General features: G+C 48.4%; 2 protein-coding genes. One reads left to right on the top strand and one right to left on the bottom strand.

Translation table 11 applies throughout. The features are described 5' to 3' along the window. Window positions 1–276: 276 nt before the first annotated feature. Complete coding sequence (locus ACJMM9_RS07945; protein ID WP_405325521.1) at window positions 277–1,890, bottom strand: transposase; 1,614 nt, start codon at window positions 1,888–1,890, stop codon at window positions 277–279. 245 nt (window positions 1,891–2,135) lie between these two features. Between ACJMM9_RS07945 and ACJMM9_RS07940 the strand changes: the two genes are divergently transcribed. After that, window positions 2,136–2,597 carry a hypothetical protein gene (locus ACJMM9_RS07940; RefSeq protein WP_405325518.1) on the top strand — a complete coding sequence of 154 codons (462 nt, stop codon included), beginning with the start codon at window positions 2,136–2,138 and terminating at the stop codon, window positions 2,595–2,597. The last annotated feature ends 299 nt before the right edge of the window (window positions 2,598–2,896 follow it).

Here is a 2,896-nt window from a genome sequence, read left to right as displayed (position 1 = left end):
TGGGAGAGTGCTGGAGATAAAGGATCTGATGTGTTTTGCGGAGGATGTGCATAATCGGTATTGAGAGGTTTTCATGTGAGAATTCTTACGTGAAAAGAACCGTCCCCGGTGCGTGGGAGCGAGGGAGGATGATATGGAATCATACAATATTGAGGAGAACCGTCCTCGAGCGCGTGGGAGCGAGACTTTAATTAGTACTTTCCCAACCAGTTAGACTATACCTCTTACAGCCTGTGGTTGAATGGGTGTTTCCCTTCCGTCGGCAGAGTTGCTAATTCAACTCATACCGGCGGTCGGATCAACATTTTTGGGTTTGTTTTTACTTCCCTTCGGACGACCGCGCTTGCGTTTTCCTTCCGCTGGAACAGAAATCTGTTCCTTGATAACAGACTTGTTTTTGCTCCCTTTTGGCCTGCCTGGTTTCTTCTTCGGAGGCTCTTCCGGCTTTGGAATAAGCTCCAGCTTCTGTAAGAGTTCTTCATGCGAGGGGGTGATCCTGATCAGCTTCCATTCCTCCCCGTCAAGACGTGCCTTTTTGGCCCGGGTGAGTATGGACATGATTTTCTTATAGGTCCGCTCCTCCAGAAGGCAGGCTTTGTCAAATGCCTTAAGCAGCCGGAATGTCAGGAGCGTGGAAAGAAAATCGCAGAATTCGCTTCCTATTACTGAGTAATCATCCTGTACATGGGTCTCATCGAATTCACAGGCGGATTTATAATAACGCATGACAACTTCGATCTGCCAGCGTTCATCATAGGCTTTATAGGCAGTTTCCGCCGGAAGGTCCAGGTCGCACTCAAGGACTATGGTGCCGAATGTCTGCTGCTTTTCCCGAAGGGCTTCCAGGCTGTAGGTCTTGTTCTTTTTTGCGCGGCGGAGCCAGTCCCGTTCCTCCTTTCCCGCTTTCGTACTGTCGCGGAAAGAATACAGCCATTTGTCCGTACCGGTACATTTCTCTTTCCGGAAAGTAATGCCTTCGTATCCTGAGAGGATGCCCGTGAAATCCAGCATATGGTGCCGTCCGATCAGTTTTGAGTTCCGTTTGACGGGGTTTAAGTAGTGCAGGTCCGGGTTGGCCTCAAAATAATCGTGTGCCGCTGACTCGGGAAAGCCCTTGTCCCCGACAATGATGCCCTTCGTGATCCTGTTCTCGGAGATGAACTCTTTATAAGCTGTTGCATCCAGCATGTTGCCCGGGAAACATTTGGAACATACCGGTTCCATCTCCTCAAGGTCGAATGCATAAAGCACGGATATATCGCGGGTCCCTTTCGTTCTCGCCTTCCGTGAAAAATCGGACAGCGAGTTGACTTTGGATTCGTCAGACTTCAGAGTCCCGTCAATGAGAAGATGATGGTCCATGGCCACTACAGCGGTGCGGTTCCTCATGAAGCGGACGATTTTGGATACAGCCTTGCCAAGGTCGTTCAGGAATGTCGAAACTGTGTTTTTCGACAGGGCGATGCCGGGGTAAAGCTCCGACAGGAAGCTGGTCTCATAAGCCTCTTTCAACTCATAGTCCCGGATGCCATGGTCGCAGACCCGCAGGATCGATATACAATAGATCTTCATTGCATCCGATTTGCTGTAAACGGAGAACAGCTCCTGTTGAATTCCGGCAAACAGCCGGTCGCACAGTATAATGTTCGCCCAGTCTTTCAAATCAATAGGCGATGCCGAAACACTGACCGGGGCAGATGTATCGATGGGGACATATACGCCGTCGATGATATGCCCGATTGTCGGGCCATTGATCGGAAGGTGACGTCCATTATCGTTCCGACAACCGATGCGCTGACGGACTGCATACAGGTTTTTGTCCTTACCATAGGCAATGACAACAGTATTTTTAGGTCTGGCAACAGACAGTATATTTTGTGGTATCGGCATATGCGCACCTCCCTATATAGTCTAATAATAGCATATAATTGGACTATATTCAAGAATAATCGCGCATTAAATGTCGACATTTTTCGAGATGCTAAAGGGCAGGATCCGCGAAAAACAGCAGTTTTCTGAGATGTTTATCACGTTTTTCTGCCCAACATACGCTCAACCGGCTAAAGATATAGGCTTTTATATAGTCTCATTGGTTGGGCAAGTTCTATTTAATATAAAAGATAGGGCAGGTGCCTATGAAACAAGTTCTTTTAAAATCGGTATTTGATGCATTCGATTATGTTCTGCAGCACTATTACCCGGCAGGCCTTAGTGAGCTTGTGGAGCGGTCTGACACGTATGCCGTGATTTCCATTCAGGATACACATACCGGTGGGTTTGGATTTACATTTGCAAAAAATGAGTTCTGCAAGGATGTGCTCACGCTGTACTTTGACGACATTACGCGTGAGGTGGAGGGTGCTGTCCTGTTTTCGGATGAGATGGCGCGGCAGATCATTGATTTTATTGAGACGAATGTTGATGTAGATACCCTGCTTGTCCACTGTTTTGCGGGCCAGTCGCGTTCGCGCGCGGTGGCTGCGTTTGCGGTAGAGATGCTGGGCGGCGACAGTTCGATATATCTGGAGCAGGGCGGGGCCAACATGTATGTGTATGACACACTGCTGGTGGCCTGGATGCAGAAGGCGATTGGATGAGAAATTCGGGGACGGCTTTTACGTGGGATTTCCTACGTGAAATGGACCGTCCCCGATTGATTATTATAGACCAAAAATCTCCTGCAATCTTGTGATATTTGCAAATTTGAAATAACTCTTGATGCGGACGGCAATATGACGGATTCCAGTGTGGAAATTGTGCCGATGGAGGGAATAGAGCCGAGCGAGGAGATTCGTGAGCTTCCGGAGGATTTCTCAAGAAATTCAAGATCAGTTGCCTCTAAAACATGAACCCCTCTCTGTGTCCTTGACACGGGGAGGGGTTCAAAAAGAAGTCA

It is taken from the genome of Fibrobacter sp. (assembly GCF_045112255.1).
Taxonomy (GTDB): domain Bacteria; phylum Fibrobacterota; class Fibrobacteria; order Fibrobacterales; family Fibrobacteraceae; genus Fibrobacter.
Note: the sequence above shows the minus strand (reverse complement) of the source record. Positions and strands in the feature narration are given on the sequence as shown.